The following is a 26,374-nucleotide window of genomic DNA, read 5'->3' as shown; positions in this document are numbered from 1 at the left end:
GCGAGACTGGGCCGTGCTCTCGGACGTGCCCCTCGACCTGCCCGTACGCCCCGTGCTGCCGGAGCTGGTCGCGGCGCTGCGCGGCGCCGGCGCCGGCGCCGGGGTGCTGGTCGCCCCGCCCGGCACCGGCAAGACGACCCTCGCCCCGCTAGCCGTGGCCGACGAGGTCCCCGGTCGCGTGCTGGTCGCCCAGCCGCGCCGGGTGGCGGCCCGCGCGGCGGCGCGCCGGATGGCCGCGCTGCTCGGTGAGCCGCTCGGCGAGCGGATCGGGTACGCGGTGCGCGGCGAGCGCCGCAGCGGACCGCGGACCCGCGTCGAGGTGGTCACCACCGGGCTGCTGGTGCGGCGGCTGCACCGCGATCCCGAGCTGGCCGGCACCGGCGCCGTGCTGCTCGACGAGTGCCACGAGCGGCAGCTCGACGCCGACCTGGCGCTCGCGTTCGCGGTGGAGGCCCGGGCCGCGCTGCGCCCCGACCTCTGGCTGCTGGCGATGTCGGCCACCCCCGAGGCAGACCGCTTCGCCGCGCTGCTCGGCGGCGACGGCGCTCCCGCGCCGATCGTCCGGGCGTCCTCGGCCCTGCACCCGGTGACCCGGATCTGGGCGCCGCCACCCCGGCCGGTGGCCGCGCCGGGGGCCGGCCCGGTCGACCGGGGCCTGCTCGACCACGTCGCGGCGACGGTGCGCCGGGCGCTGCGCGAGTGCGACGGTGACGTGCTGGTCTTCCTGCCCGGAGCCGGCGAGATCGGTGCCGTCGCGGGCCGGCTGGCCGACCTGCGCGACGCGGTCGCCGTCCTGCCGCTGCACGGCCGGCAGCGCGGCGCCGACCAGGACGCGGCGCTGCGCCCGGCCGACCGGCGGCGGGTGGTGCTGGCGACGGCGGTGGCGGAGAGCAGCCTGACCGTGCCGGGCGTCCGGGTGGTGGTGGACGCCGGGCTGTCCCGAGTCGCCCGGATGGACCTGGCCCGGGGTCTGGGCGCCCTGGTCACCGTCGGCGTGTCCCGGGCGGCGGCCACCCAGCGGGCCGGCCGCGCGGGCCGGGAGGCGCCCGGGCACGTCTACCGCTGCTGGTCGGCGGCGACCCACGAGCGGCTGGCCGCGCAGCCGGAGCCGGAGATCGCGACCGCCGACCTGACCGGCTTCGCCCTGGAGCTGGCCGCCTGGGGTGCACCGGACGGCGCCGGGCTGGCCCTGCCCGACCCGCCCCCGGCGGCGTCGATGACGGTGGCCCGCGACACCCTCGCCACCCTCGGCGCGCTCGACGCCGACGGGCGGATCACCGACCGGGGCCGGGCGATCGCCGCGGTCGGGGCACACCCCCGGCTGGCCCGGGCGCTGCTCGACGGGGCCGCCCGGGTGGGGGCGGACCGGGCGGCGGAGGTCGTGGCGCTGCTCGCCGAGGACACCGCCGCCGGGCCGGGCGACGACCTGACCGCCGCGTGGCGCCGGTTGCGCGCGGGCGCGGACCCGGGCGCCACCGCCCGCTGGCGTTCGGAGGTACGCCGACTGCGCGCCGCCCTGCCCGACGTGCGGTCGGGACGGCCTGACCGGGGCCGCCCGCCCCGTGCTTCCGACGCACCGGCGGGAGGCACCGGCCGGGCGAGGTCGGCCGGCGACCCCGCGCGGGCCGGCGACGCGGGCCGGTTGACCGACGACCTGGCCGCCGGGCTGCTGGTCGGGCTGGCCCACCCGGAGCGGCTGGCCCGGGTGCGGCGGCCGGGCGGCTCGGCGTACCTGATGAGCGGCGGGACCGCGGCGGAGCTGGCGCCCGGGTCGGGGCTGGCCGGCGCCGACTGGCTGGCGGTCGCGGTGGCGGACCGCTCCCCCGGCGCGCCGACCGCCCGGGTGCGGCTGGCCACCCCGCTCGACGAGGCGACCGCCCGGGAGGCGGGCGGGCCGCTGCTGCGCACCGAGCGGGAGGTCGGCTGGGCCGGCGAGGACGTGGTGGCCCGGGAGGTGCTGCGGCTGGGCGCGATCGAGCTGGTCGAGCGACCGATCACCCGGCCCGACCCGGCGGAGGTGGCGCAGGCCCTGCTGACCGGCCTGCGTCGTACCGGCCTCGGCCTGCTGACCTGGACCCCGGCGGCGCGCGCGCTGCGCGAGCGGCTGGCGTTCTGCCGGCAGTCGCTCGGCGGCGACTGGCCCGACGTGGGCGACGAGGCGCTGCTCGCCGACGCGCCCGCCTGGTTGGGCCCGGAGCTGGCCCGCGCCCGCCGCCGCGCCGACCTGGCCCGCCTCGACGTGGCCGGGGCGCTGCGCCGGCTGCTGCCGTGGGCGCTGGCGGCGCGGCTGGACGAGGTGGCGCCCGAGCGGATCGCGGTGCCGAGCGGATCGCGGATCCGGCTCGACTACGCCGACCCGGCGGCGCCGGTGCTCGCGGTGAAGCTCCAGGAGACCTTCGGCTGGCGGGACGCGCCGCGCATCGCCGACGGCCGGGTGCCGGTGCTGCTGCACCTGCTCTCGCCGGCCGGGCGGCCGGTGGCGGTCACCGCCGACCTGGCCTCCTTCTGGCGCACCGGCTATCCGCAGGTACGCGGGGAGCTGCGCGGTCGCTACCCGCGCCACCCGTGGCCGGAGGACCCGACCACGGCCCCGCCCACCCGGCACACCACTCCGCGCCGGCGCTGAGCGGGCTCATATCGTCGCCTCCCTGCGGTCGGCGACGCCACGAGGCTCCAGAGCGCTGAACCGGCTGGTTCGCTCGCGACGCTCGCTCACTCCTGCACGACGTCGGCGACGACCACCGTGACGTTGTCCGGCCCGCCGGCGCGCAGCGCCAGGTCGATCAGCCGGCGGGCGCAGTCCGCGCGGTCGGGGTGCTCGGCGAGCACCTCGGCGAGGGTGTCCGGGCGGACGACGTTGGACAGCCCGTCGCTGCACAGCAGCCAGCGGTCCCCCGCCCACGGCACCATCGTCGCGTACGCCGGGGAGACCTCCTCGCCCTGCAACGCCTGGGTGACAACGGCCCGGCGGGGGTGGCTGCTGGCCTGGTCGGCGGTGATCACCCCCTGGTCGACGAGCATCTGCACGAACGTGTCGTCCCGGGTGATCTGCTTGAGCACACCTTCGCGGAACAGGTAGGCGCGGGAGTCGCCGACGTGGGCGAGGGCCAGGCAGCTGCCCGTCCGGGCGAAGAGCAGGGCGGTCAGCGTGGTGCCCATGCCCTGCCGCTCCTGATCCTCGGCGACCGCCTGGTGGATCCGCTCGGTGGCGAGCTGGATGCCGCTCTGCAGTGCGGCCACCAGCGCGTGCTCCGGGGTCTCCACGTCCAGCGGAGCGAACGCGTCGATGGCGATCGCGCTGGCCAGGTCGCCGGCCGCCATCCCGCCCATGCCGTCGGCGACGGCGACGAGCCAGGTGCCGGCGTGCAGGGCGTCCTGGTTTCCGCTGCGGATCAGCCCACGGTCGCTCGTTCCCACGGAGCGCAGCTTCAGGGTCATGGGTGGCAGCCTGCCAGGCGGAGGGCTCAGTTGTCTCTAGGAGATCAGGACCTCGGCGAGTCGCGCGGCGAATCTCACTGTCCCGGGGGCCCGTCGGGCGGGTCCACGCCATCCAGCCGGATCGATTGACAGGGTGCCGGAGGCACTGGAACCATCGACAGGACCTGGGAGCGCTCCCAGGTCGTCCACCGCCATCCCCCGTCCCCGCAGTCGTCCGGAAGGAACACCCGTGACGCCATCCCGACGTCGCCTCGCGCTGCTCGCGACCGCGACCGCCCTCGCCCTGACCGGAGCCACCGCCGGCACGGCCCACGCCGAACCGCCCCCCGACGCCCCCGAGCAGATCGACAACGGCGACTTCAGCGCCGGCGTGTCCCCCTGGTTCTCCTACGGCACCGGTCCGCTCGCGGTCACCGACGGCCGGCTCTGCGCCACCGTGCCCGGCGGCCTGGCCAACCCGTGGGACGCCGGCATCGGCCAGGACGGCGTGCCGCTGGTCGCCGGGGCCGAGTACACGCTCGGCTTCGACGTCTCCGCCACCCCCGGCGCCGCCGTCAAGGCCGTCCTGCAACTGGGCACCGCCCCCTACACCACGTACGCCAGCGTCGACGCCACCGCCGGCGGCACCGCCCAGCGGTTCGAGAAGACGTTCACGGTTCCCGAGGCGAACCCGGCCGCCCAACTGATCTTCCAGGTCGGCGGTGCCGCGGCCGAGCAGACCGTCTGCCTGGACGACGTCTCGCTGCGCGGCGGCGACCCGCCCGCGCCGTACGTGCCCGACACCGGGCCACGGGTGCGGGTCAACCAGGTCGGCTACCTGCCCGGCGGGCCGAAGAACGCCACAGTGGTCACGTCGGCGACCGACGCCCTGCCCTGGCAGCTCCGCTCGGCCGCCGGCGCGGTCCTGGCGAGTGGCAGCACCACCCCGCGCGGCGTGGACGCCGCCTCCGGGCAGAACGTGCAGACGCTCGACTTCTCGTCGTACCGGACCCCGGGGGCGGGGCTGACCCTGACCGTCGACGGCGAGACCAGCCACCCCTTCGACATCTCCGGCACCCTCTACGACCGGCTGCGCGCCGACTCCCTCCAGTTCTTCTACGCCCAGCGCAGCGGCATCGCCATCGACGGCGACCTGATCGGCGCGGAGTACGCCCGCCCGGCCGGGCACCTCGACGTGGCGCCCAACAAGGGCGACACCAACGTGCCCTGTCAGCCGGGCGTCTGCGACTACTCGCTGGACGTGCGCGGCGGCTGGTACGACGCCGGCGACCACGGCAAGTACGTGGTCAACGGCGGCATCGCCACCTACCAGCTGCTGAACACCTTCGAGCGGACCCGCACGGCCGCCACCGCCGGGCACGGCGCGGCCCTCGGCGACAGCACGCTGCGGGTGCCCGAGCGCGGCAACGGCGTGCCGGACGTGCTCGACGAGGCGCGCTGGGAGCTGGAGTTCCTGCTGCGCATGCAGGTGCCGGCCGGCAAGCCGCTCGCCGGGATGGCCCACCACAAGATCCACGACCGGAACTGGACCGGGCTGCCGCTCGCCCCGCACGACGACCCCGAGCAGCGCGAGCTGCACCCGCCGTCGACCGCCGCCACCCTCAACCTGGCCGCCGTCGCCGCCCAGTGCGCGCGGCTCTTCGCCCCCTACGACGCGGCCTTCGCCAAGCGCTGCGGCACGGCGGCGAAGACGGCCTACGCCGCCGCCAAGGCCAACCCGACGCGGTACGCCAGCCCCGCCGACAGCACCGGCGGCGGCGCGTACGACGACACGAACGTCACCGACGAGTTCTACTGGGCCGCCGCCGAGCTCTTCCTGACCACCGGCGAGCAGCCGTACCTGGCGGACCTGAGCGCGTCGCCGCACCACACCGGCAACGTGTTCGACCCGCGCGGCTTCGGCTGGCAGGGCGTCGCCGCGCTGGGCCGGCTCGACCTGGCCACCGTGCCGAACGGGCTGCCGGCCGCCGACCTGGCCCGCGTGCGCGCCTCGGTGACCGCCGCCGCCGACGCCCACCTGGCCGAGGCGGCCCGGCAGGCGTACGGGCTGCCGATGCCCGGCGACCCGGACAGCTACTTCTGGGGCGGCAACAGCAACATCATCAACAACGCGGTCGTGCTGGCCACCGCCTTCGACCTGACCCGCGACGCGAAGTACCGCGACGGCGCGGTGCAGGCGATGGACTACGTCCTCGGCCGCAACGCGCTGAACATCTCGTACGTGACCGGGTGGGGCGAGCACGCGGCGGAGAACCAGCACAGCCGGATCTTCGGCCACCAGCTCGACCCGGACCTGCCGAAGCCGCCCGCCGGCTCGCTGGCCGGCGGCCCGAACGCCGCCCTCCAGGACCCGTTCGCCGCCAAGCTGCTCGCCGGCTGCAAGCCGATGTTCTGCTACGTCGACGACATCAACTCGTACGCGACCAACGAGGTGGCGATCAACTGGAACTCGGCGCTGGCCTGGATCGCCTCGTTCCTGGCCGACCAGGGTGACTCGAAGGCGGTGCCGGCGCCCACCTGCTCCGCCACGTACACCAACTACGGCACCTGGGAGGGCGGCACCGGGTTCACCGCCCAGGTGACCATCCGCAACACCGGCACCAGCGCGATCGACGGCTGGGCGGCCCGCTTCGCCTTCACCGGCGACCAGAAGGTACGCGAGGCCTGGCTGGCGAAGGCGACCCAGGCGGGGGCCACGGTCACCGCGAAGAACGAGTCGTACAACGCCAGGATCGCCCCGGGCGGCACCGTCACCTTCGGCTTCAACGCGGTGACCGGCGGCGGCGCCAACCCGGCACCCGGCCTGATCACCGTCAACGGCGCGGCCTGCGCGCTCTCCTGACCGACCCGTGGTCCGGTGCGCCCCGGGCGATCCGTCGCCTCGACCGCACCGGCCCGGATCGTCCCAGGTGACGAGCGCGCCGCCCGCGTAACGGCCTCCCCCGGGTCCCCGGGGGAGGCCACCACCGGGTCCGGCCGTCGATTCTCGTGGACGGCGTCGCGGGGCGTACGACAGGGTGTCCGACATGGACGACGCGGAGCGGCGGGTCTGGTCGCGACTGCCGGACGACACCCGGAGTGCCCTGGCCGACCTGAGCCCGGCGGACCTGCGCACGCTGCTGCTGGCGGTGGCCCGGGACCGGGCGGCGGCGGTACGCCCCGCGGACCTGGTCCGCCGCTGGCGCACGGACCGCTTCACCCGGCCGGCGGCGGCCGACCCCCGCGCGCTGGCCGCCGTCGAGGCCCGCCTGTGGGAACTGCTCCCGGCGGAGTTCGCCGGCGTCGACCTCTCCCCCGTCGCGCCGCTCGGCACCTGCTCGGTCGTCACGCCGATGAGCCAGAACCGCATCGTCACCACCTTCCGCGCCACCGAGGTGCTCAGCGATCCCACCAACGCGCTCGCGATCGAGGCCGCGGTGCGTCGCCGGGAACAGCCGGCCGGCGGCACCGTGCACCTGGCCGCCTGCCACCGGGTGCTGCGGGCGCAGGACTTCGGGCCGACCTGGGCGGCGCACTTCCGGCTCTTCACGCTGGTCTCCAGCGCCCGCGACACCGGCTCGGGGCGCACCGAGGCACGGCTGCTCACCCAGCACCTGGCGTACTGGCGCGCGGTGCTCGCCACCCTGCTGCCGCCGTCGGCGGCGGCCCGGGTGCACCTGACCGTGCTGGACAGCCCCGTCGTCGCGGAACGGATCGCCGACACCGTCCGGCCGGCGCTGGGCCCGTCGGGCGTACCGCTTGTGGACGAGCCGGAGCGCCGGCGCGGCCGGGGCTACTACGTCGACGCGGCGCTGCGGATCACCGCCGGCGAGGTCGAACTCGGCGACGGCGGCTTCACCGACTGGACCGCCAGGATGACCAGCGACGCCAAGGAACGCTGCCTGACCTCCTGCCTGGCGACGGAGCAAACCGCCGCGCTCGCCGAGGGCCGGGGCCCGGCGGCGCCCTGACCACGATCAGGCCGCATCGATGCCTGGCGGAGCCCGCCTACCATCATTGCCATGGATGCGACGGGGTGGATCCTGGCCGGGATCGCGGTGACGGCCGTCGCCGTCACCCTGGTCGTGCTGGCGCTGCGGAGGCGGCGGGCGTCGCCTCCCGGCGGGCGGGACGCGGCGTTGACGGCGGCGCGCAAGGCGATCCGGCAGTCCCGCCGGGACGGCCGGCGCCGTGGGCGGGGCAGCCTCCGCGGCGAAGGGTACGGCGGGGATCCCAGCACGATGGGCACCGCCAGCTCCGGCGACTCGGGCGGGACGCCCTGACCTCCCGGCGTAGCTGCCGCCCGGAGCGGTGCATCGTCTACGACATCAGCTCGACAGCACGAGCGCGGGGAGACCGCCGCCCCGGCCGGGCGCACCGAGGCGCCTGGTTGTAGCAGCATGTCCGTCATGACCGACCAGCGAAACCCCAATCTGCGTCCCGGCGGGCCCGATGACGCGCCCGCCGTGCTGCGGCTGTTCGACGACGCCATCGCCTGGCTGGCGGCGCGGGGCCGCACCGGCCAGTGGGGCACCGAAGCGGCCTCGACCGACCGGCAGCGGATCGCGCAGGCCGAGGCCTGGACGAGCAGCGGCGGGCTGTGGCTGGCGACGCTCGCCGACCGGCCGGTCGGCGCCCTGGTGGTCGGGACGGCGACCGAGTACGTGCCACCCGCCACCGAACCCGAGCTGTACGTGAACCTGCTGGTCACCGACCGCGCGCACGCCGGGTCCGGCATCGGCGGCCGGCTGCTGGCGCACGCCGCGGAGCTGGCCCGGGAGCGCGGGCTCGGCCTGCTGCGGGTGGACTGCTACGCGGGCGACGACGGCGCGCTGGTCCGCTGGTACGAGCGGCAGGGCTTCACCGCCACCGACCCGTTCACGGTCGAGCGCCCGGGCCGCGACCCGTGGCCCGGGCAGGTCCTCGTCCGCCGCCTGCCCTGAGCCACTCGCCCGTCGACACGGCACGCCCCGACAGCGGCGCGGGCCCCGACCGCTCAGCCGGCGCTGCGCAGCTTCGGCAGCACCTCGGCGCCGAACGCGTCGATGAAGTCCCGCTGCTCCTGCCCGACGTGGTGCAGGGCGATCTGGTCGAAGCCCAGCTCCAGGTACTCCTCCAGCCAGCCGACGTGCCGGCCGAGGTCGGCGGAGACGTTCACGACGTCGTGGACCTTCTCCATCGGCACGTCCCGCGAGACCACATCGAAGTGCTCCGGGGTCTCCAGGTCCCAGCAGACCGGCGGGGCGAAGACGTTGCTGCGCCACTGGTCGTACGCGAGCCGCTCGGCCTCGGCCTGCTCCGGCGCCCAGCTCACGTGCACCTGGAGGTGCAGCGGCCCGCGCCCGCCGGCGTCCCGGTACGCGTCGATCATCTGTCGCAGGTGCGCGGTCGGGGCGTTCACGGTGATCAGCCCGTCCGCCCACTCCGCGCACCAACGGGCGGTGGCCACGCTGACCGCCGCCCCGATCAACGCCGGCGGCTGCTCCGGCCGGGTCCACAGCTTCGCCCGGTCCACCCGGACCAGGCCGTCGTGGCTGACCTCCTCGCCGGCCAGCAGCGCGCGGATCACGTCCACGCACTCGCGCAGCCGGGCGGTGCGGACGTCCTTGCGCGGCCAGTCGTCGCCGGTGATGTGCTCGTTGCTCGCCTCGCCGGTGCCGAGGGCGGCCCAGAACCGGCCCGGGTACATCGCCCCCAGCGTGCCGATCGCCTGGGCGATGATCGCCGGGTGGTAGCGCTGCCCGGGGGCGTTGACCACCCCGAACGGCAGGTCGGTGGCCTGGAGCGCGGCGCCGAGCCAGGACCAGGCGAAGCCGGACTGGCCCTGCCGCTCGCTCCAGGGCGCGAAGTGGTCCGAGGACATGGCGGCGTCGAAGCCGGCCCGCTCGGCGTGGATCACCGCCTCCAGCAGGGCGCGGGGATGGATCTGCTCGTGGGACGCGTGGAAGCCGAACACCGTCATGGCGTCACTCCGTACCCACGACGGCGTCCGGCTACGCCGACCAAGCCGGGCGGGGCTACTCCGCGTGCGCCCCGGCGCCGGCCGAGGCGGCCCCCTCGCCCACCCAGACCGTCTTGGTGTTGCAGAACTCCCGCATGCCGAGCGCGGAGAGCTCCCGGCCGTAGCCGGAGTTCTTCACCCCGCCGAAGGGCAGTTCCGGGTAGGAAGTGGTCATCCCGTTGACGAAGACGTTCCCGGCGTCGAGGTCGGTGGCGAAGCGCTCCTGCTCCTCCGGGTCCCGGGTCCAGGCGTTGGACCCCAGGCCGAAGGAGGTGCCGTTCGCCACCTCGACCGCCTCGTCGTACGACGACACCCGGTAGAGGCCCGCCACGGGCCCGAAGACCTCCTCGGACCACATCCGCATCTCCGGCCGCAGGTCGGTGACCACGGTCGGCGGGTAGAACCAGCCGGGGCCGGCGGGCGGCTCGCCGCCGCAGAGCACGGTGGCGTCCTTGTCGACGGCGTCCCGCACCTGGGCGTGGATCTCGTCTCGCCCGCCCTCGCTGGCCAGCGGGCCGACGTCGGTGTCGGGGTCCATCGGGTCGCCGACCCGCAGGGCCGACATGTTCGCGGCGAACTTCTCGGCGAAGGCGTCGAAGACGTCGGCGTGCACGATGAACCGCTTGGCGGCGATGCAGGACTGGCCGTTGTTCTGGCAGCGGGCGGTGGTGGCGACCTCGGCGGCCCGGTCCAGGTCCGCCGACGGCATCACCACGAACGGGTCGCTGCCGCCGAGCTCCAGCACGGTCTTCTTCAGCTCCCGGCCGGCGATCTGGGCGATCGAGCGGCCGGCGCCCTCGCTGCCCGTCAGCGTCGCCGCGCGCACCCGTGGGTCGCTGAGCACCCGGTCGACCTCGGCCGAGCCGACCAGCAGGGTGGTGAACGCCCCCTCGGGGAAGCCCGCGCGGCGGAACAGGTCCTCCAGCAGCAGCGCGGTCTGCGGCACGTTGGAGGCGTGCTTGAGCAGCCCGGTGTTGCCGGCCATCAGGGCGGGTGCGGCGAACCGCAGCACCTGCCACAGCGGGAAGTTCCACGGCATCACCGCGAGCACCGGCCCGATCGGCTGGTAGCGGACGAAGGCCCGGGTGGCCTTGACCGCTCCCGCGTCGGCGGGCTCGTCGGCGAGGAACTCGGCCGCCTTCGCCGCGTAGAAGCGGCAGGCGGCGGCGCACTTGGTGACCTCCGCCCGGGCCGAGGCGTACGTCTTGCCCATCTCGGTGGTCATCAGCCGGGCGGTCTCGTCGCGCTCGGCCTCCAGCAGGTCGGCCGCCGCGTTCAGCCAGCGCCCGCGCTGGTCGACGGTGGTGTCGCGCAGCTGGCGGTACGCCAGGTCGGCCCGCTCGATCGCGGCGTCGATCTGCTCCGGCGACATCGGGTCGTAGGTCTTGAGCGTCTGTCCCGTGGCGGGATTGGTGGTCGCGATGGGCATCTCGTCCTCCTGTCACTCGAAGAGTGAGTGGCGGGCTCCCGGTTCCTCCCGGCGGCGGGCGGCGCGGCGCCGCTGGATGATGATCAGGTCGACCACGGCGACCACCGCGAAGACCACGCAGAGGACCCCGAGCCACACCAGGTCGGCGTTGAACGCCAGCACCGCGAAGACGGTCATGGTGACCAGACCGAACCCGGCGAGCAGGAGCCGCATGTTGAGCGCGCTGTAGGCGTGGCCGACCGTGCCACGGGCGCGCCGGGGCTGCGATCTCGTCATCTCACCGACCTACCCCCGATCGACCCGCTTAACCCGCCCCGGCGGTGGGCCCCGGGGCTCCCCCTCCTCCCCCGCGCGGGTTGGCCGGCCGCCACCCCGCCGGTCGCCCGCGCGGCCCCCGCCAATCGACCGCCCCGCCGATCGATCGCGCCGGCCCCGCCGGTAGACGCGCCGGGCCGCCGGTCGACGCGCCGGTCCCGCCGGTAGACGCGCCGGCCCGCCGGTACCGCCGCGTCGGCCCTCGCGGTGGGCCGCGTCACCCCGCTGGTGGGGTGCGTTACACCGGTGGCCCGTGAGCCTGTCGAACCGGCTCCGAGCGGAGAGGATGGCCGGTATGACGATGACCCACGCGCTGCCGGTGACCGTCGCCGTCGCCCGGCGCACCGACCCCGCCCGGACCAGCGAGATGGTGGCCTGGATGCGGGCCGGCACGGCGCTGGCCGAGGCGTTCCCGGGGTTCCTCGGGTCCGGCTGGGTACGCAGCGCGCCCGGCTCCGGGGAGTGGCACATCATCTACCGCTTCGCCGACCACGACACGCTGCGCCGCTGGGAGGAGTCCCCGCAGCGGCACTGGTGGCTCTCCTCGGCGCAGGGCATCGTCGAGCACACGCGGGTCGAGCGGCGTACCGGCGTCGAGGGCTGGTTCGACCCGCCGCCGGAGCACGTGGCGCAGACCGTGCCGGTCAGCGCCGAGCCGACGGTGCCGCCGCCCTCACCACCGCGCTGGAAGCAGGCGGTGACGATCTGGCTGGCGTTCTTCCCGCTCAGCCTGACCGCGACGCTGCTCACCAGCCGCTTCCTCCCGGACGTGCCGCTGGCCGCCCGGGTGCTGATGATGACCCTCACGCTGACCCCGCTGATGACCTACCTGGTGCTGCCCCGGATCACCCGGACCCTGCACTGGTGGCTGCACGGCCAGCCCGCGCCCTGGCGCGCCGACCCCCGCCTGGCGCGCTGACCCCCGCCCCCGACCCGGGCCTCCGTCTGGCGCGCTGGCCCCTCCCGCCACGCTGGCCCCTCCCGCCGCGCTGGCCCCCGCCCGACGTATCGATCCGCTAGCATGCGAGGCCGCGCCGGAACAGCTCTCTGCCGCATTGTCGACAGCGACGGGTGGCCCCACCGGGGCCGCGCTTAGAGTTACCGCGCTGTCGCTCTCCGCTGCGGGACTGGGGATGGTATGCCTCGACGCTGGGTCACCGTGGCCGCCTGTCTGCTGGCGCTGGTTGCGCTCGCCTGCGAGGGCGGCGGGGAGCCCGGCTCCCGCCCGCCACGGGAGACGCCGTCGCCCGGCTCGCCCGGTGGCATCGCGGCCCTCGGCGACTCGATCAGCACCGGCTTCGGCTCCTGCCTGGTGCTCGTCTCGTGCGAGCGCAACTCCTGGTCCACCGGCGACGGGCTGCGCGTCGACAGCCTGTACCGGCGGCTGCTCGACCGGAACCCGGCGATCCGGGGCAGGGCCCACAACCACGCCAGCCCCGGGGCCCGCGCGGCGTCGCTGGAGGGGCAGGCCCAGCGGGCGGTACGCGACCGCGTCGACCACGTCACCGTGCTGATCGGCGCCAACGACGTGTGCCGGGGCGGCATCGAGGCGATGACCCCGGTGAAGCAGTTCCGCGCCGAGGTGGACCGCGGCCTGCGGGTGCTGCGGCAGGGGCGGCCGAAGGCCCGGGTGCTGGTGGTGAGCGTGCCCAACCTGCACCGGCTCTGGGAGGTCGGGCACACCGACGCGCGGGCGGTGCGGGCCTGGAAGCGGGGCGTCTGCCCGGCGCTGCTGGCGAACCCCACCTCTACGGACCCGCTCGACCGGGCCCGCCGGACGGCCGTGCGGGAGCGGATCGCCGACTACAACGCCCAACTCGCCGCCGCCTGCAAGGCGTACGGCTCGCGCTGCCGGCACGACGGCGGGGCGGTGCACCGGGTGCGGTTCGACCTGGAGCTGGTCAACCCGCTGGACTGGTTCCACCCCAACGCCGCGGGGCAGGACCGGCTGGCCGGCGTGGCGTGGCGCGCCTCGGGCCTCGGCTCCTGACCCTGCCGGCCGACGCACGCCCAATCGGGCGGGCGGACGGGCGGCAGGATGGCGGGTGAGGGCCGGCGTCAGGGCCGGCGGGGTTCGGGGACGGTCGGTCCGCCGTGCTGGCGGTAGAGGGCGTGGGAGCGCGCGGCGAGATCCTTGGTGGCCGACGAGTTGGCCCAGGTGCCGAGCACGATCGCCGCGCCGGGCACCACCTTGGCGAAGACCCGCTTCGCCGCGCGCACCCCGGCCATCTGGGCCAGTCGCACGCCCAGGCGCAGCATGACCTTGCCGAGCGGGTTCTGCCCCCCGCTGCCGAAGAGGGCCCCGGCACGCTCCCGGCCGGCGGCCACCCCGAGCGCGAGCCGGGCGCTCTCGGCGACCTTGTGCACCTTCTGCAGCACCAGCAGGTCGGTCGCCCGGTCGCCGTGCAGCGGGTCGACGCCGTACGCGGCGGCGACGTGCAGCACCATCCGGGCCTGCGTCCAGGCCAGGATCCCCACGTCGATCACGGCGCCGGGCAGCCCGGCGGCGCCCGAGACCGCCCCGGAGAGCCGGGCGTGGTTGACGAACTTGCGTACCGCCTGCTCCGCCAGGGCCTCGGCGGAGACGCCGGGCTGCTCGGCCCGGGCCCGCGCGGCCCACTGCGCCGCCTCCGGCCCCAGCCGGCGTACGGCCTCCAAGGCTAGGTGCTCCGGGGCGTACTGCGGGTCCTCCCGCATCCGGTCCCAGAGCTTCAGCGGTGGCGCCTCGGTGGCCTCCTGCGTCGGTGCCGGAACCACGGCCGGCGGCTGAGGTCCTCCGGCGACGTGCTGGTCGTCGGCGGGCGCGGGATCGGTCACAGGGTCTCCCGGGGGTCGGAGAGGTCGGCGGTGACGGGTCAGCGGCGGTTCTGGAGCTTGGCCGCGAGACCCCGGAGCTTCTGCTGGGTGGCGGGCTTGGCCAGCTCGCGACGGCCACGGTCGACCATCTGCTGACCCTTGGGCGAACGCAGGAAGGTGCTGATCCGCTGCATCAGTGACATGTCGTCCTCCAGTCGGTGGTGCCTGTTCCATGTGTACCTCGGAGCGACAACACATGTACCCCGGATGCGCGAACCGCAACCGTCCACTGTGGTTGGTGAAAGCCTACTGCCCGGCCTCCAGGCACGCCGCGACGACCTTGGTGGCGCGCCACTCGTGCTTGGCGTAGTGCTCCGGGTAGGCGGAGATCTGCACCGCCTGGGCGGCGTCGGTGAGCCGCATCTGCTGCCAGCCCGGCACCCGCGCCAGCGCCGAGAGGAACTGCCGGGTGGCGAACTCCGGGTCCATCAGCTCACCGACCTCGCCCCAGCCGCTGCTGGAGCGCTGCTGGAACAGCCCGACCGAGTCGTGGTCCCACCCGATGCCCTGGTGCGGGTACTCGCGGGACTCGGGGAGCACCCCGCTGGCGACGTTGTAGAGGTTGCTCTCCTGCATCGCGGTGGCGACCGCGATCACCAGCGCGCGCCGGGGCATCCCCATCTCGCGCCCGGTCCGCACGATCTCCTCGGCGTTCTCCATCTGGGCGTCGTCGAGCCCGACGACCGGGGCGGGGTCGACCGGCTTGCGGGTGGTCTTCTCCGGTGCCGGGGTGGTGGTGTCCGGGTCGGCGGCGCGGGTCGGGGTCGGGCTGGCGGAGGTGGCGACGCGTTCCACCTTGCGGGAGGCCGGGTCCGGCTCGGCGCGCTCGGCGAGCGCGGAGGGGGCGGCGGCGGGGGCCGGGTCGGCGGAGTCGCCCCCCGCGCCCTGGGCGACGGCGGTCAGGCCGAGGCAGCACAGCACGCCGGCGGCGAGAGCGATGCGGGCCCGGGCGGGCCCGCGCGTCAGCAGGTGGGCGTACGCCCCGGCGGCGCGGAGGGCGGCTGGCCGAACGTACGAGGGGGTATCGTTCGAACGGCCAACCGGGTCACCGGGGGCGATCTGGTCGTCGAGGGTGCGGTCGTCACGCATCAGCCGAGGCTAGGCAGGCCCACCCGCCGATCACCCCGGGTGATCTCGTGGCTTTCCTCACGATTTGGGCTGGGTCGGGTGGACGCCCCTGCCGCCCCGGGCAGCCCGGGGGACGGACCTCGCGGACCGGTCAGACCTCCGGCTCACCCCGGCCCGCCCCTGCACGCCCGGAACACGGACAAACCCCCGCCGCCCCGCCCATGATCCCCAAACTCGCCCGTTCGACCGATAGCCTGGTCGTCCTGACGGTCAGCGTTCCTCGTCCGCCGGTGGGCTTGCGGGCATACGCCCGATTACCGGACAGGTGACGACCCGCGGCGGGGCGCGGCGAGGAATGCACGAGGATGGCGGGTACGTTCCCCGAACCGGGTGCCCTCGCGCGGCGACCCGTACGCACGACCAGGGAGGTCCGCACCGGTGCTCGACCCACACGAGCTCTACGAGCTCACCGACGATCTGCCCGACCTAGGTCAGCCGGTCCTGATCCAGACCCTCACCGGCTTCGTCGACGCCGGCAGCGCCACCCGACTGGCCAGGGAGCAGCTGCTCACCTCCCTGGACGCCCGCCCGATCGCCCGGTTCGACGTCGACCAGCTCTTCGACTACCGCTCGCGCCGCCCGGTGATGACCTTCGTCGAGGACCACTGGGAGTCGTACGACGCCCCGGAGCTGGAGCTGCACCTGCTCCGCGACGACGACGAGACGCCCTTCCTGCTGCTCACCGGCCCGGAGCCGGACCTGCAGTGGGAGCGCTTCGTGGCCGCGGTGGCCGGCATCTCCGCGCGGCTGGACGTCCGGCTCACCGTCGGGCTCAACTCGATCCCGATGGCCGTGCCGCACACCCGGCCCGCCGGGGTGACCGCACACGCCACCCGCCGCGAGCTGATCGCCGGCTACGAGCCGTGGTTGCAGCGGGTGCAGGTGCCGGGCAGCGTCGGGCACCTGCTGGAGTACCGCCTCGGCGAGCTGGGCCGTGACGCCCTCGGCTTCGCCGCCCACGTGCCGCACTACGTGGCGCAGACGGAGTACCCGGCCGCCGCCGAGGTGCTGCTCGCCTCCGTGTCCCGCAGCACCGGGCTGCTGCTGCCCCGCGACGGGCTGCGCTCGGCGGCCGAGGTGGTCCGCGTGGAGATCGACCGGCAGGTCGCCCAGACCGACGACGCCGCCCAGCTGGTGCAGGCCCTCGAGGAGCAGTACGACGCGTTCGCGCGCGGCCGGGGCGAGCGGAACCTGCTGGCCGCCGAGGCCGGGCCGCTGCCCACCGCCGACGAGCTCGGCGCTGAACTGGAGCGGTTCCTGGCCGAGCAGACCCGCCCGGGCGACACCCCGGGCAGCTGAACCCGCGACACGCGCGGGGATGGGGCAGGCTGGTCACATGCGCCTGGCGACCTGGAACGTGAACTCGGTGAAGGCCCGCCTGCCCCGGCTGCTGGACTGGTTGGCGGGCACGGGGCCCGACGTCGTCTGCCTCCAGGAGACGAAATGCCCGGACGGCGCCTTTCCGGTGGCCGAGGTGGGCGAGCTGGGCTACACGGTGGCCAGCCACAGCGACGGCCGGTGGAACGGGGTGGCGATCCTGTCCCGGGTCGGCCTGGCGGACGTCACGGTGGGGTTCCCCGGCGAGCCGGGCTTCCCCGATCCCGAGGCCCGGGCCATCTCGGCGACCTGCGACGGGGTCCGGGTCTGGTCGGTGTACGTGCCGAACGGCCGGGCCCCGGACGACCCGCACTACGCGTACAAGCTCGCCTGGTTCGCGGCGCTGCGGGACGCGGTCGAGGCGGAGCTGACCGGGGGCCTGCCGCTGGCGGTCTGCGGCGACTTCAACGTGGCGCCCACCGACGCCGACGTCTGGGACCCGGCGCTGTTCACCCACTCCACGCACGTCACCCCCGCCGAGCGGGCGGCCCTCGCGGCGCTGCGCGACCTCGGGCTCGCCGACGTGGTCCCCACGCCGATGAAGGGCCCGCACCCGTTCACCTACTGGGACTACCGGGCCGGCATGTTCCACCAGAACAAGGGCATGCGGATCGACCTCGTGTACGCCTCGGCGCCGTTCGCCCGGGCGGTCCGCTCCGCGTACGTGGACCGGGAGGCGCGCAAGGGCAAGGGCCCCTCCGACCACGCACCGATCGTGGTCGACGCCGACCTGGTTCCGGCCGTCGAGTCGTTCTGAGCCCCGACCTCGTCGCTAGGGTGGAGCCATGGCAGTCGTGAAGATCAACGCGATCGACGTCCCTCCCGGCGCGGGCGAGGAACTGGAGAAGCGGTTCGCCGCGCGGGCCGGGGCCGTGGAGAACTCCCCCGGCTTCCTCGGCTTCGAACTGCTGCGCCCGGTGGCCGGGGAGAACCGCTACTTCGTCTACACGCGCTGGGAGACCGAGGAGGCCTATCAGGCGTGGGCCGCCGGCCCGTCGCGCGCCGCCCACGCCGGGACGGGCGAGAAGCGGCCCCCGGTCGCCTCCGGCGCGAGCCTCCTGGAGTTCGAGGTCGTCCAGCAGGTCCCACCCCGCCCCTGACCCTCCCCCACCTCCCCGCCCGCCCTCTCCGCCCGCCCTCTCCGGAGGCGTCGATCATGAGGTTGGCGGCGAAGTGGATCTCCCTGACCGCCGCCAACCTCATGATCACCGGGAACGGGCGGGGCCGATCACCGGGAACGGGCGGGGCCGGGGGCCCGCGGGGCCGGAGGGCGGAGGCCCGCGCTCAGGGGTTGCGGGAGGAGAGCAGGGTGGCGAAGGCGATGATGTTGTCGGCGTAGCCTGTCCGGCCGCCGAGCCAGTCGCCGCCGCAGGTGATCAGGCGCAGCCCCGCGGGGCCCTCGTCGCCGTAGACCCGCTCCGCCGGCAGCCGCTCCTTGGGGAAGTGCTCCACGGAGTCGACCCGGAACACCACTACCGATTCGTCCGCCCGGGCCACCTCGACGGTGTCGCCCGGGCGCAGCTTGTGCAGGTCGTAGAAGACCGACGGGCCGCGCTTGGTGTCCACGTGCCCGACGATGACCGACGGGCCCGGCTCGCCCGGGGTGGGGCCCCGGTCGTACCAGCCGGTCTCGTCGGCCCGCTCCAGCGGCGGGACGGCGATGGAGCCGTCCCGGGCCTGGCCGACGGGAGCCACCGGGGCGGACACCTTGATCGCGGGAATCGACAGGCGCACCGGCCGGCTGGCCGCCAGCGCGCCGTTCTCGCTGCGGGCCGGCCGGTCCTGTCCCCCGCCGGCGGCCCAGTCGAACGGCCCGGCGGTGCGCCCCAGGCCCGCGCCGGTGGCGAAGACCCCGGCCAGCACCAGCACCACGGCCAGCGGCACCGACCAGGGGCGGCGTCCGGGCGGCCGTGGGCTGCGGGCCGCCGCGGCGGCCGACTGCGGGGCGGGTGCGGGGACCATGATCGGACTCAGCGTCGGGCGGCACCCGGACGGCGGGCCGCCCGGATCGCGAGCACGATGCCGGTCACGGTCAGGGCGAGGCCACCCGGAAGCAGCAGCCCGCCGGTGAAGCCACCGCCACCACCACCGAACCCGGTCGCCGGGCCACGACTGGGCTTCACGGCCTTGACGACCTGGAGCATGGTCGAGGCGGTCTCGCCGTCGCGGCACTCCAGCTTGATCCGGTAGTTGCCGGGCCGGGTGCGCTCCCGCACCATCGGCGCGGCGGTCAACGTGCCGCCCTGCGGCTGCACCTGCACCCGGCCGAAGGCGTCCGAGACCACGGTGGCGGGGACCGAGTTGTCCTGGCAACTGGCCCGGATCCCCACCAGGAAGCCGGGCTCGACGGTGCTCGGGCTGACCTCGACGAAGACGCGCGGCCCCGGCGGTCCCGGCTGGGGCGCGCCAGCCCGGGCCAGCAGAGCGCCGCCGGACCTGTACGCGACGCCGAACGGCGGGGACGACGAGGCAGCGAGGACGGTGGTGGACGACAGGGCGCCGCCGGGCGGCAGAGCGGCGGTGGCCGGCGCGGCCGCGAGCAGGGGACCGGCGACCACGGTCACGATCGCCAGCGCCACACCGCCGCGGTGCACCGACACGACGCCCCCTCCCGGCGCGTTGGGGCAGTGCCGGGCAATACCAGACGCCCGGTCTGCCGTACGGGATGGATCCTCTCATCCCCGGGCGAACATCACATCCGATTCGGCGCGGTCGTCGCGTACCCTCGGGTCGTTGTGACCTTCACCGACTCCCCCGCCGCCGTCCCCGCGCCCGCCGCCGCCCGGACGATCCGGACCTTCCATCCGCGCCGTGGCCGGATGAGCAGCCGCCAGACGGACGCCCTCGACCGGCTCTGGCCGGTCTACGGCCTGGACGTGCCGGAGCGGCCCGGCACGCCGGTGGACCTGGCCGGCCTGTTCGGCCGACGGGCCCCGCTGGTGCTGGAGATCGGTTCCGGGATGGGCGACACCACGGCCGAGATGGCCGCCGCGGACCCCGGTCGAGACTATCTGGCGGTCGAGGTGCACACGCCCGGAATCGCCAACCTGCTGGACCTGGTGGACCGGCACGGCCTACGCAACGTACGGGTGGCGCAGGGCGACGCCCTGGACCTGGTCGCGGGCCTGCCGGAGGCGTCGCTGGACGCGGTGCACGTCTTCTTCCCCGACCCCTGGCCCAAGTCCCGGCACCACAAGCGGCGGATCATCCAGCCGGCCCACGTGGCGCTGCTGCGCTCCCGGCTGGCGCCCGGCGGCACCCTGCACTGCGCGACGGACTGGGCCGAGTACGCCGAGGCGATGCGCCAGACCCTGGACGCCGACCCGGGGCTGGCGAACGCGCACGACGGCTTCGCGCCCCGCCCCGCCCACCGCCCGGTCACCAAGTTCGAGCGCCGGGCCCTGCGGGCGGGTCGCCCGATCTTCGACCTGATCCACCGCCGGTCGTGAGAGGAAGGCCCCCTGTCAACGGATTCCGTTGTGCAGGGGGCCCTTCCTCACACCTCGGGCGCGCGGAGCCGGTTGGCGTTCGGGGGCATGGTCCAGGCACCATGGACGCGCTATGACGCTCACCGCCGCGCTGCCGACAAGCGCCGACCCCGACACCCTCTTCGACGCGTTCGCCGGCTGGGCGAAGGAGCGCGGCCTCGACCTCTACCCCCACCAGGAGGAGGCGGTCATCGAGATCGTCTCCGGCGCCAACGTGATCATGAATACGCCGACCGGCTCCGGCAAGAGCCTGGTCGCGATCGCGGCGCACTTCGCGGCCCTCGCCGACGACCGGACGACCTTCTACACCGCCCCGATCAAGGCGCTGGTGTCGGAGAAGTTCTTCGCCCTCTGCGAGGTCTTCGGCGCGGACAACGTGGGCATGCTGACCGGCGACGCCAGCGTGAACGCCGACGCGCCGATCATCTGCTGCACCGCCGAGATCCTCGCCAACCTGGCGCTGCGCGAGGGCGACCGGGCCGACGTCGGCCAGGTGGTCATGGACGAGTTCCACTTCTACGCCGAGCCGGACCGGGGCTGGGCGTGGCAGGTGCCGCTGATCGAGCTGCCGCAGGCGCAGTTCGTCTTGATGTCCGCCACGCTGGGCGACACCACCCGCTTCGTCGACGACCTGACCCGGCGCACCGGCCGGCCCACCGCCGTCGTCCGCTCCGCCGAGCGGCCGGTTCCGCTGATCTTCTCGTACGCGATGACGCCGCTGCACGAGACCCTCGAGGAACTGCTGGAGACGAAGCAGGCACCCGTCTACGTCGTGCACTTCACCCAGGCCGCCGCCCTGGAACGCGCACAGGCCCTGATGAGCGTCAACGTCTGCACCCGCGCCGAGAAGGACATGATCGCCACCGCGATCGGGAACTTCCGGTTCACCTCCGGCTTCGGCAAGACCCTGTCCCGGCTGGTGCGGCACGGCATCGGGGTGCACCACGCCGGGATGCTGCCCAAGTACCGCCGGCTCGTCGAGACCCTGGCCCAGGCCGGCCTACTCAAGGTCATCTGCGGCACCGACACGCTCGGCGTGGGCATCAACGTGCCCATCCGCACCGTGCTGTTCACCGGCCTGTCCAAGTACGACGGGGTGCGCACCCGGCTACTCAAGGCCCGCGAGTTCCACCAGATCGCCGGGCGCGCCGGGCGGGCCGGGTTCGACACCGTCGGCCGGGTCGTCGTGCAGGCCCCCGAGCACGTGATCGACAACGAGAAGGCGCTCGCCAAGGCCGGCGACGACCCGAAGAAGCGGCGCAAGGTGGTGCGCAAGAAGCCACCGGAGGGCTCGATCGGCTGGGGCAGGCCCACCTTCGACCGCCTGGTCGAGGCCGAGCCGGAGCCGCTCACCTCCAGCTTCCAGGTCAGCCACTCGATGCTGCTCAACGTCATCGGCCGTCCCGGCGACGCGTTCGCCGCGATGCGGCACCTGCTCACCGACAACCACGAGGACCGCGCCGCCCAGCGCCGGCACATCCGGCGGGCCATCGCCATCTACCGGGCGCTGCGCGCGGGCGGGGTCGTCGAGCAGCTCGACGAGCCCGACGAGACCGGCCGGCGGGTCCGCCTCACCGTCGACCTCCAGCTCGACTTCGCCCTCAACCAGCCGCTGTCGCCGCTGGCGCTGGCCACGATCGAACTGCTCGACGTCGAGTCCCCCGCGTACGCCCTCGACGTGCTCTCGGTCGTCGAGTCGATCCTCGACGACCCACGCCAGGTGCTCTCCGCGCAGCAGTTCAAGGCCCGCGGCGAGGCGGTCGCCGCCATGAAGGCGGAGGGCATCGAGTACGAGGCCCGCCTCGAACTGCTCGACGGCGTGACCTGGCCGAAGCCGCTGGCGGAACTGCTGGACTCGGCGTACGAGATGTACCGGCAGGGGCACCCGTGGGTGGCCGACCACCAGCTCTCCCCCAAGTCCGTCGTGCGGGACATGTACGAGCGGGCGATGACCTTCACCGAGTACGTGCAGTTCTACGGGCTGACCCGCTCCGAGGGCCTCGTGCTGCGCTACCTCGCCGACGCGTACAAGACGCTGCGGCAGACGGTGCCCGAGGACGCCAAGACCGAGGAGCTGATCGACCTCATCGAGTGGCTCGGCGAGCTGGTCCGCCAGGTCGACTCCAGCCTCATCGACGAGTGGGAGCGGCTGCGCAACCCCACCGACGCCGCCGAGGCCGCCGAGGCGCTGGACGACCGGGTTCCGGCGGTCACCCGCAACGCCCGCGCCTTCCGGGTGCTGGTCCGCAACGCCCTGTTCCGCCGCGTCGAGCTGGCCGCCCTGCGCCGCTGGTACGACCTCGGCGAGCTGGACGCCGCGTCGGGCTGGGACGCGGACGCCTGGGCCGACGCGCTGGAGCCGTACTTCGAGGCGTACGACTCGATCGGGGTGGGCCCGGACGCGCGCGGCCCGGCGCTGCTGATGATCGAGCAGGGCCGGGAGCGGTGGACGGTCCGGCAGATCCTCGACGACCCCGAGGACGACCACGACTGGGGGATCAGCGCCGAGATCGACCTCGCGGCCTCCGACGAGGCGGGCGCGGCGGTCGTCCGGATCACCTCGGTCGGCCAGCTCTAGCCACCGCCACGACCGCGGGGGCCGGCTCCGGCCGGCCCCGCCGCGGTGCTCCGCTGACGCCGCGCGTCCCGGCGCCCGCCGCCTGCCGGGGACGCGCGGCGGGCGCGTCGTCAGGAGGTGGTGAGGACGACGAGCTGCCGGGTCGCCCGGGTCATCGCGACGTAGCGGTCGACCGCGCCGGCGACGCCGGTGCCGAACGCCTCCGGGTCGACGAGGACGACCAGGTCGAACTCGAGCCCCTTCGCCAGCTCCGGGGTCAGCGACCGGACGCGGGACGTCGCCCGGAACGTGGGGTCGCCGATGACGCAGGCGGTCCCCTCGGCGTGGGCGGCGAGCCAGGTGTCGAGGATCGGGTCCCGATCGGCGGCCGATCCGCGTACGACGGGAGCGCCGCCGCCCCGGATGGAGGTCGGCACGTTGGCGTCGGGGAGCACGGCCCGGATGACGGGCTCGGCCTCCGCCATGACCTCCTCCGGCGTCCGGTAGTTGACGGTCAGGGAGGTCACGGTGATCCGGTCGAGCCCGACGCGCTCCAGCCGTTCCCGCCACGACTCGGTGAACCCGCGCCGGGCCTGGGCGCGGTCCCCGACGATGGTGAAGCTCCCCGACGGGCAGCGCAGCAGCAGCATCTGCCACTCGGCGTCGGTCAGCTCCTGAGCCTCGTCCACCACGATGTGGGCGAACGGTCCGGCGAGCAGGTCCGGCTCCACGTGGGGCAGGGCGGTCTCGTCGACCAGGGCGTCCTGGAGGTCCAGCTGGCGCAGGCTCGACAGCACGCCCTCGCCGTCGTCGTAGGCGTCGGCCTCGATCAGGTCGTCGACGACGGCGGCCATGCGCGCGCGCTCGACGGCGACGACGGCCTCCTGCCGGCGCCTGCGCCCGGACGCCTCCGCGTCGCCGAGCCGCTGCCGTGCCGCGTCCAGCAGCGGCAGGTCGGACACCGTCCACGCCCCGGCGTCGCGGCGTTGGAGGGCGCGGACCTCGTCGGGGCTGAGCCAGGGAGCGCACCGGCGCAGGTAGGCGGGCACCGACCACAGGTCGCCGACGAGGTCGGTCGCCTCGATCAGCGGCCAGGCCCGGTTGAACGCCGTACGCAGCTCCCGGTTGCGCAGCAGCGAGGCGCGGACCACGTCGTCGGGCTCGTCGCCGTCGTACTTCTCCACCAGGATGGTGAGCAGCTCCTCCCAGACCTCGTCGCGCGCCTCGTTGTGGGGCGTACCGGGCCCCGGCGCCTCGAACGCCTCGGCCCAGTCGGCGGCGCGCAGCCGGATGTCGGCCTCGTCCGTGCTGACCGTCATCGGTGCGGTCGGCGGCTCCTCGTAGAACCTGACGGCCGACTCGATCGCCTTCACCATCTCCGCCGACGACTTCAGGCGGGCCACCTCCGGGTCGGTCTCGACGCTCGCCGAGGCCCCCTCGGGTACGAGGTCGCGCAGGGTGCAGGTCTGCACCTCCTCCTCCCCCAGGCTGGGCAGCACGTCGGAGACGTACGCCAGGTAGGGCTGGTGCGGCCCGACGAACAGCACGCCGCCCCGGCGGTGACCGAGGCGCGGGTCGGCGTAGAGCAGGTACGCGGTGCGGTGCAGCGCGACGACGGTCTTGCCGGTGCCGGGACCCCCGTCCACGACGAGCGCCCCGCTCGACCCCGCGCGGATGATGGCGTCCTGGTCGGCCTGGATCGTGCCGAGCACGTCGCGCATCCGCGGCGACCGGCTGGCGCCCAGGCTGGCGATGAAGGCGGACTGGTCGTCGAGCGCGGCGGCGTGCCCCTCGAGGGCGTCCGGGGTGAACACCTCGTCCCAGTAGTCGGTGATCCGGCCGCGCGTCCAGCGGTACCGCCGGCGGCTCGCCAGGCCCATCGGGTTGGCGTGGGTCGCCGCGAAGAACGGCTCGGCCGCGGGGGAACGCCAGTCGAGCAGCAGCCGCCCGCCCGCGCCGTCGGTGAGGCCGCGCCGGCCGACGTACACGGGCGTGGGATCGTCGGCGCCGACCATGCGGCCGAGGCACAGGTCCACGCCGAAGCGGCGCAGTGTGCGCAGGCGGGCGGCCAGCCGGCGGACCTCCATGTCCCGGTCCACCGCCTGCCGGCCCTTGCCACCGGGGGCCCGACGCTCGGCGTCGAGGCGGTCGGACAACTCGGTGCCCGTCCGCTCGATGCTCCCCGCGACGGCCGCGAAGTGCTGCTCGTCGGCGGCGATCAGCGTCGGATCGGCCTTGGCGGCGAGGTGGTCGGGAAGGTCGAACACGCTGGTCGTCAGGCGATCCACGTCAGCAACTCCACTCTCGTTCCGGCTCCTGGCCCGCGATGCCGTGCGCCGCACGCGCGCACCGGGCGTCCGGCCATCGGCTCGACGTTTTCATTCGGCCGTACGTCGACGGCGACCCACGCTTTCACTGGCCCCGTTTCCGCAGCTCGCGGCCTCGGCCGGGTGATTCTGCGGCACGGACCGGGTCTTGCCGCAAGCCCCCGGGTGCGATATACCTTGAGAAGGGAAAGGGGTGGCCGCACTCCCTTTCCCTTGTTTCTTTCTGGGGCGCGGAAAGCCTTTCGGAATCGGCACCACACAAGATCGGCACCGCACAGGGCGGCAGCGGGGCGCGCCTCGGCGCGGGGCCGTCGGCATGGATCTCCCGCGTGCGCGGCGGGGGCCTTCCCGGGCCGCCCGCCCTCGGGCGGCAGCTACGCGCTGGGTACGCGGACCACGTCGTCGAAGAGTTCCTGCAGTCGGTCCCGGCAGCGCAGCAGAAGGCCGGTGATCTCGTCGAACGTCACCGCGTCCACCCGGCCGGGCGCCGACCACCGCGCCCGAACGGCTCTCTGGCTCTGCGTCAGATACAGCTCCGCGGAGTGCTCTCCGTATCCGAGCACCGGTCCACGGCACCTCACCTCCCCGCGTGTCCCGCGCTCCCCGCGCCTCGATGGCCGGTGCCGGTCGGCCATCGGCGGACCGGGCGAGAGAGTCCCCGCGAACCCTGGGAGATGTCACACCCGTCGATTAGAATGTGTGTACTAATCGAGGCCCTGACCTGGGAGGACGCCCGTGACCACGCCCGCCTCCGCCCCACCCACCCCCTACGCCACCCTGCTCGGTTTCACCCGCTACGTCGACCGCACCGGCCCGACCAAGGCCACCTTCGTCGGGGGCCTGCGCAAGCAGCGGGCCAGCCGCTCCGGCTTCAACCCGCACGGCCAGTTCGTCAAGGCGCTCAAGGCCGACATCGCCTTCCACACCGGCGGCACCCACCTCGACCAGGTGGTCGACGTGGTCAAGCCCCGCTGGCGACCGCTCTACCAGGCCCTCGTCCCCGGCGCGACGACCTGGCTGCGCTCCCTCGGCGAGCCGAGGGAGGTCGACCTCGCCCAGACCCGCGACGCGCTCGCGATGCTGGGCGACCTGCCCGTCAAGGTCAACCCCCAGTTCGGCGTACGGCACGCCGACGGTCGCGTCGAGGCCGTCCGACTGCACTTCGACGAGGCGCCGCCCAGCGAGGAGGCGACCCTCGCCACCCTGCACCTGATGGCCCGGCACATGGACGCGGTCCTCCCGCACGCCGAGCCGGTCCTGGTCGACGTCCGCCGCGGCGAGGCCCACCGCATGCCCGCCGACGCCCGCCCGGAGCAGATCGAGCGCTGGCTGGCCGGCGAGGCGGCGGCCTTCCGGGCCATCTGGGCCACCGCCGCCTGATCCCTTCCCACCACCCACCCGATCCCGCTCGCCCGGTCCGGCCGACGTGGCCGGGCCGGCGCGCTGCCCCGGGCCCGGGCGTTCGGCGCCGACCGGGCC

General features: G+C 74.8%; 23 protein-coding genes. 13 read left to right on the top strand and 10 right to left on the bottom strand.

Annotated features, from left to right (window positions below; all coding sequences use genetic code 11):
• Positions 1 to 13: 13 nt before the first annotated feature.
• On the top strand, positions 14 to 2,626 hold the full coding sequence (gene hrpB, locus AB0B83_RS23295) for an ATP-dependent helicase HrpB (RefSeq protein WP_357579944.1): 2,613 nt from the start codon (positions 14 to 16) through the stop codon (positions 2,624 to 2,626).
• A gap of 86 nt (positions 2,627 to 2,712) precedes the next feature.
• Here hrpB and AB0B83_RS23290 read toward each other — a convergent pair whose 3' ends face one another.
• Entirely contained in the window at positions 2,713 to 3,438 is a 726-nt protein-coding gene (locus AB0B83_RS23290) for a protein phosphatase 2C domain-containing protein (RefSeq protein ID WP_357579943.1), read from the bottom strand.
• 229 nt (positions 3,439 to 3,667) lie between these two features.
• On the opposite strand from AB0B83_RS23290, the gene AB0B83_RS23285 reads away from it, so the two are divergent.
• The 4 genes from AB0B83_RS23285 to AB0B83_RS23270 all read left to right on the top strand — a co-directional run bounded on the left by AB0B83_RS23285 (position 3,668) and on the right by AB0B83_RS23270 (position 8,360).
• Positions 3,668 to 6,280 carry a glycoside hydrolase family 9 protein gene (locus AB0B83_RS23285; protein ID WP_357579942.1) on the top strand — a complete coding sequence of 871 codons (2,613 nt, stop codon included), beginning with the start codon at positions 3,668 to 3,670 and terminating at the stop codon, positions 6,278 to 6,280.
• Between the two features lie 184 nt (positions 6,281 to 6,464).
• A complete protein-coding gene (locus AB0B83_RS23280; protein ID WP_357579941.1) occupies positions 6,465 to 7,388 on the top strand; it encodes a hypothetical protein in 924 nt (307 codons plus the stop codon).
• Positions 7,389 to 7,439: 51 nt separating this feature from the next.
• Positions 7,440 to 7,700, top strand: coding sequence for a hypothetical protein (locus tag AB0B83_RS23275; RefSeq protein ID WP_357579940.1), 261 nt, complete (start codon positions 7,440 to 7,442; stop codon positions 7,698 to 7,700).
• A gap of 126 nt (positions 7,701 to 7,826) precedes the next feature.
• Positions 7,827 to 8,360 (top strand): GNAT family N-acetyltransferase, encoded by a 534-nt coding sequence (locus tag AB0B83_RS23270; protein WP_357579939.1) that lies wholly within the window; start codon positions 7,827 to 7,829, stop codon positions 8,358 to 8,360.
• Between the two features lie 53 nt (positions 8,361 to 8,413).
• On the opposite strand, the gene AB0B83_RS23265 is transcribed toward AB0B83_RS23270, so the two are convergent.
• From AB0B83_RS23265 to AB0B83_RS23255, 3 genes are read right to left on the bottom strand one after another with little or no spacing between them, the layout of a single operon-like run.
• A complete protein-coding gene (locus AB0B83_RS23265; RefSeq protein WP_357579938.1) occupies positions 8,414 to 9,379 on the bottom strand; it encodes a TIGR03885 family FMN-dependent LLM class oxidoreductase in 966 nt (321 codons plus the stop codon).
• A gap of 55 nt (positions 9,380 to 9,434) precedes the next feature.
• Complete coding sequence (locus AB0B83_RS23260; RefSeq protein ID WP_357579937.1) at positions 9,435 to 10,847, bottom strand: NADP-dependent succinic semialdehyde dehydrogenase; 1,413 nt, start codon at positions 10,845 to 10,847, stop codon at positions 9,435 to 9,437.
• 12 nt (positions 10,848 to 10,859) lie between these two features.
• A complete protein-coding gene (locus AB0B83_RS23255) occupies positions 10,860 to 11,123 on the bottom strand; it encodes a DUF6343 family protein (RefSeq protein WP_089001114.1) in 264 nt (87 codons plus the stop codon).
• A gap of 334 nt (positions 11,124 to 11,457) precedes the next feature.
• On the opposite strand from AB0B83_RS23255, the gene AB0B83_RS23250 reads away from it, so the two are divergent.
• Complete coding sequence (locus AB0B83_RS23250; RefSeq protein WP_311412887.1) at positions 11,458 to 12,081, top strand: antibiotic biosynthesis monooxygenase; 624 nt, start codon at positions 11,458 to 11,460, stop codon at positions 12,079 to 12,081.
• 219 nt (positions 12,082 to 12,300) lie between these two features.
• The gene (locus AB0B83_RS23245) at positions 12,301 to 13,152 is read left to right on the top strand and encodes a GDSL-type esterase/lipase family protein (protein WP_357579936.1); all 852 of its coding nucleotides are present in this window, start codon (positions 12,301 to 12,303) and stop codon (positions 13,150 to 13,152) included.
• Between the two features lie 68 nt (positions 13,153 to 13,220).
• Here AB0B83_RS23245 and AB0B83_RS23240 read toward each other — a convergent pair whose 3' ends face one another.
• The 3 genes from AB0B83_RS23240 to AB0B83_RS23230 form a co-directional block, all read right to left on the bottom strand.
• Positions 13,221 to 13,919 carry an EcsC family protein gene (locus AB0B83_RS23240; RefSeq protein WP_357579954.1) on the bottom strand — a complete coding sequence of 233 codons (699 nt, stop codon included), beginning with the start codon at positions 13,917 to 13,919 and terminating at the stop codon, positions 13,221 to 13,223.
• Positions 13,920 to 14,017: 98 nt separating this feature from the next.
• A complete protein-coding gene (locus AB0B83_RS23235) occupies positions 14,018 to 14,161 on the bottom strand; it encodes a hypothetical protein (protein ID WP_357579935.1) in 144 nt (47 codons plus the stop codon).
• A gap of 103 nt (positions 14,162 to 14,264) precedes the next feature.
• Positions 14,265 to 15,107 (bottom strand): peptidase M23, encoded by an 843-nt coding sequence (locus AB0B83_RS23230; RefSeq protein WP_357579934.1) that lies wholly within the window; start codon positions 15,105 to 15,107, stop codon positions 14,265 to 14,267.
• Between the two features lie 417 nt (positions 15,108 to 15,524).
• On the opposite strand from AB0B83_RS23230, the gene AB0B83_RS23225 reads away from it, so the two are divergent.
• Genes AB0B83_RS23225 through AB0B83_RS23215 form a run of 3 tightly spaced genes read left to right on the top strand, consistent with a single transcriptional unit; the run spans position 15,525 to position 17,623 of the window.
• Positions 15,525 to 16,445 carry a PAC2 family protein gene (locus tag AB0B83_RS23225; protein ID WP_357579933.1) on the top strand — a complete coding sequence of 307 codons (921 nt, stop codon included), beginning with the start codon at positions 15,525 to 15,527 and terminating at the stop codon, positions 16,443 to 16,445.
• A gap of 37 nt (positions 16,446 to 16,482) precedes the next feature.
• The gene (locus AB0B83_RS23220; RefSeq protein WP_357579932.1) at positions 16,483 to 17,280 is read left to right on the top strand and encodes an exodeoxyribonuclease III; all 798 of its coding nucleotides are present in this window, start codon (positions 16,483 to 16,485) and stop codon (positions 17,278 to 17,280) included.
• A 28-nt stretch (positions 17,281 to 17,308) separates the two neighbouring features.
• The gene (locus AB0B83_RS23215; RefSeq protein ID WP_357579931.1) at positions 17,309 to 17,623 is read left to right on the top strand and encodes an antibiotic biosynthesis monooxygenase; all 315 of its coding nucleotides are present in this window, start codon (positions 17,309 to 17,311) and stop codon (positions 17,621 to 17,623) included.
• A gap of 184 nt (positions 17,624 to 17,807) precedes the next feature.
• Here AB0B83_RS23215 and AB0B83_RS23210 read toward each other — a convergent pair whose 3' ends face one another.
• Both AB0B83_RS23210 and AB0B83_RS23205 read right to left on the bottom strand, forming a co-directional pair.
• A complete protein-coding gene (locus AB0B83_RS23210) occupies positions 17,808 to 18,485 on the bottom strand; it encodes a class F sortase (protein WP_357579930.1) in 678 nt (225 codons plus the stop codon).
• 8 nt (positions 18,486 to 18,493) lie between these two features.
• On the bottom strand, positions 18,494 to 19,117 hold the full coding sequence (locus AB0B83_RS23205) for a hypothetical protein (RefSeq protein WP_357579953.1): 624 nt from the start codon (positions 19,115 to 19,117) through the stop codon (positions 18,494 to 18,496).
• Positions 19,118 to 19,342: 225 nt separating this feature from the next.
• On the opposite strand from AB0B83_RS23205, the gene trmB reads away from it, so the two are divergent.
• Both trmB and AB0B83_RS23195 read left to right on the top strand, forming a co-directional pair.
• Complete coding sequence (gene trmB / locus AB0B83_RS23200) at positions 19,343 to 19,972, top strand: tRNA (guanosine(46)-N7)-methyltransferase TrmB (protein ID WP_357579952.1); 630 nt, start codon at positions 19,343 to 19,345, stop codon at positions 19,970 to 19,972.
• A 112-nt stretch (positions 19,973 to 20,084) separates the two neighbouring features.
• Positions 20,085 to 22,589: a DUF3516 domain-containing protein gene (locus tag AB0B83_RS23195; protein WP_357579929.1), complete on the top strand. Its 2,505-nt coding sequence runs from the start codon at positions 20,085 to 20,087 to the stop codon at positions 22,587 to 22,589.
• 110 nt (positions 22,590 to 22,699) lie between these two features.
• On the opposite strand, the gene helR is transcribed toward AB0B83_RS23195, so the two are convergent.
• Positions 22,700 to 24,847: an RNA polymerase recycling motor ATPase HelR gene (gene helR, locus AB0B83_RS23190; protein ID WP_357579951.1), complete on the bottom strand. Its 2,148-nt coding sequence runs from the start codon at positions 24,845 to 24,847 to the stop codon at positions 22,700 to 22,702.
• 783 nt (positions 24,848 to 25,630) lie between these two features.
• Between helR and AB0B83_RS23185 the strand changes: the two genes are divergently transcribed.
• Positions 25,631 to 26,275 carry a hypothetical protein gene (locus AB0B83_RS23185; RefSeq protein WP_357579928.1) on the top strand — a complete coding sequence of 215 codons (645 nt, stop codon included), beginning with the start codon at positions 25,631 to 25,633 and terminating at the stop codon, positions 26,273 to 26,275.
• The last annotated feature ends 99 nt before the right edge of the window (positions 26,276 to 26,374 follow it).

Origin of the sequence: Micromonospora sp. NPDC049060, from assembly GCF_040649055.1 — a bacterium.
Classification (GTDB): Bacteria; Actinomycetota; Actinomycetes; order Mycobacteriales; family Micromonosporaceae; genus Micromonospora; species Micromonospora reichwaldensis.
This window is presented reverse-complemented; position numbering and strand designations above follow the sequence as displayed.

Bases quoted from the DNA above. Each gene is read 5' to 3' on its own strand.
- trmB (WP_357579952.1), top strand. From the start codon at position 19,343: ATGAGCAGCCGCCAGACGGACGCCCTCGACCGGCTCTGGCCGGTCTAC.
- AB0B83_RS23260 (WP_357579937.1), bottom strand. From the start codon at position 10,847: ATGCCCATCGCGACCACCAATCCCGCCACGGGACAGACGCTCAAGACC.
- AB0B83_RS23280 (WP_357579941.1), top strand. From the start codon at position 6,465: ATGGACGACGCGGAGCGGCGGGTCTGGTCGCGACTGCCGGACGACACC.
- AB0B83_RS23215 (WP_357579931.1), top strand. From the start codon at position 17,309: ATGGCAGTCGTGAAGATCAACGCGATCGACGTCCCTCCCGGCGCGGGC.
- AB0B83_RS23220 (WP_357579932.1), top strand. From the start codon at position 16,483: ATGCGCCTGGCGACCTGGAACGTGAACTCGGTGAAGGCCCGCCTGCCC.
- AB0B83_RS23210 (WP_357579930.1), bottom strand. From the start codon at position 18,485: ATGGTCCCCGCACCCGCCCCGCAGTCGGCCGCCGCGGCGGCCCGCAGC.
- AB0B83_RS23195 (WP_357579929.1), top strand. From the start codon at position 20,085: ATGACGCTCACCGCCGCGCTGCCGACAAGCGCCGACCCCGACACCCTC.
- AB0B83_RS23230 (WP_357579934.1), bottom strand. From the start codon at position 15,107: ATGCGTGACGACCGCACCCTCGACGACCAGATCGCCCCCGGTGACCCG.
- AB0B83_RS23275 (WP_357579940.1), top strand. From the start codon at position 7,440: ATGGATGCGACGGGGTGGATCCTGGCCGGGATCGCGGTGACGGCCGTC.
- AB0B83_RS23290 (WP_357579943.1), bottom strand. From the start codon at position 3,438: ATGACCCTGAAGCTGCGCTCCGTGGGAACGAGCGACCGTGGGCTGATC.
- AB0B83_RS23245 (WP_357579936.1), top strand. From the start codon at position 12,301: ATGCCTCGACGCTGGGTCACCGTGGCCGCCTGTCTGCTGGCGCTGGTT.
- AB0B83_RS23270 (WP_357579939.1), top strand. From the start codon at position 7,827: ATGACCGACCAGCGAAACCCCAATCTGCGTCCCGGCGGGCCCGATGAC.
- AB0B83_RS23255 (WP_089001114.1), bottom strand. From the start codon at position 11,123: ATGACGAGATCGCAGCCCCGGCGCGCCCGTGGCACGGTCGGCCACGCC.
- AB0B83_RS23235 (WP_357579935.1), bottom strand. From the start codon at position 14,161: ATGTCACTGATGCAGCGGATCAGCACCTTCCTGCGTTCGCCCAAGGGT.
- AB0B83_RS23265 (WP_357579938.1), bottom strand. From the start codon at position 9,379: ATGACGGTGTTCGGCTTCCACGCGTCCCACGAGCAGATCCATCCCCGC.
- AB0B83_RS23250 (WP_311412887.1), top strand. From the start codon at position 11,458: ATGACGATGACCCACGCGCTGCCGGTGACCGTCGCCGTCGCCCGGCGC.